At 48.0% G+C, this 552-nt stretch carries 1 pseudogene; it reads left to right on the top strand.

What is annotated here, in order from left to right:
• Positions 1-552, top strand: a pseudogene (locus AB4486_RS26610) (fructuronate reductase); the annotation flags it as partial.

A 552-nucleotide genomic window follows, 5' to 3' on the forward strand; every position in this document is an offset into this window, starting at 1 on the left:
ACACTGTACTACGACCTGACTACGACCGTTCAGCACTCCAAAGCCGTATCGTGCACCTTGGCTTCGGTGCATTTCACCGAGCGCATCAAGCGTTGTTCACCAATGAAATGCTCAGCAAGACCAGCACTGATTGGGGTATTTGCGAAATTAACCTATTCGGAGGCGAAGACTTAATTGAATCACTTCGCACGCAAGATCACCTTTACACGGTTGCTGAAAAAGGCGCTGAATCCACAGACGTTAAAGTGATCGGCTCAGTGGCCGAATCTCTTCACCCAAGCCTAGACGGCATCGAAACCGTATTAGAAAAAATGGCCGAACCTCAAGTGGCTATCGTTTCTATGACCATCACAGAGAAAGGCTACTGCGCAGACCCAGCGACAGGAAAACTCGACAAAAATAACCCATTAGTCATCGCTGACCTAGCTAACCCAAGCGAACCTAAATCAGCATTAGGTTACATTGTGCAAGCGCTCAAAATTCGACGTGAACGTGGCTTAACACCATTCACGGTCATGTCTTGCGATAACGTGCAAGAGAACGGTCATGTAG

Source organism: Vibrio sp. 10N.222.55.C6 (assembly GCF_041473395.1).
GTDB classification, from domain to species: Bacteria; Pseudomonadota; Gammaproteobacteria; order Enterobacterales; family Vibrionaceae; genus Vibrio; species Vibrio crassostreae_C.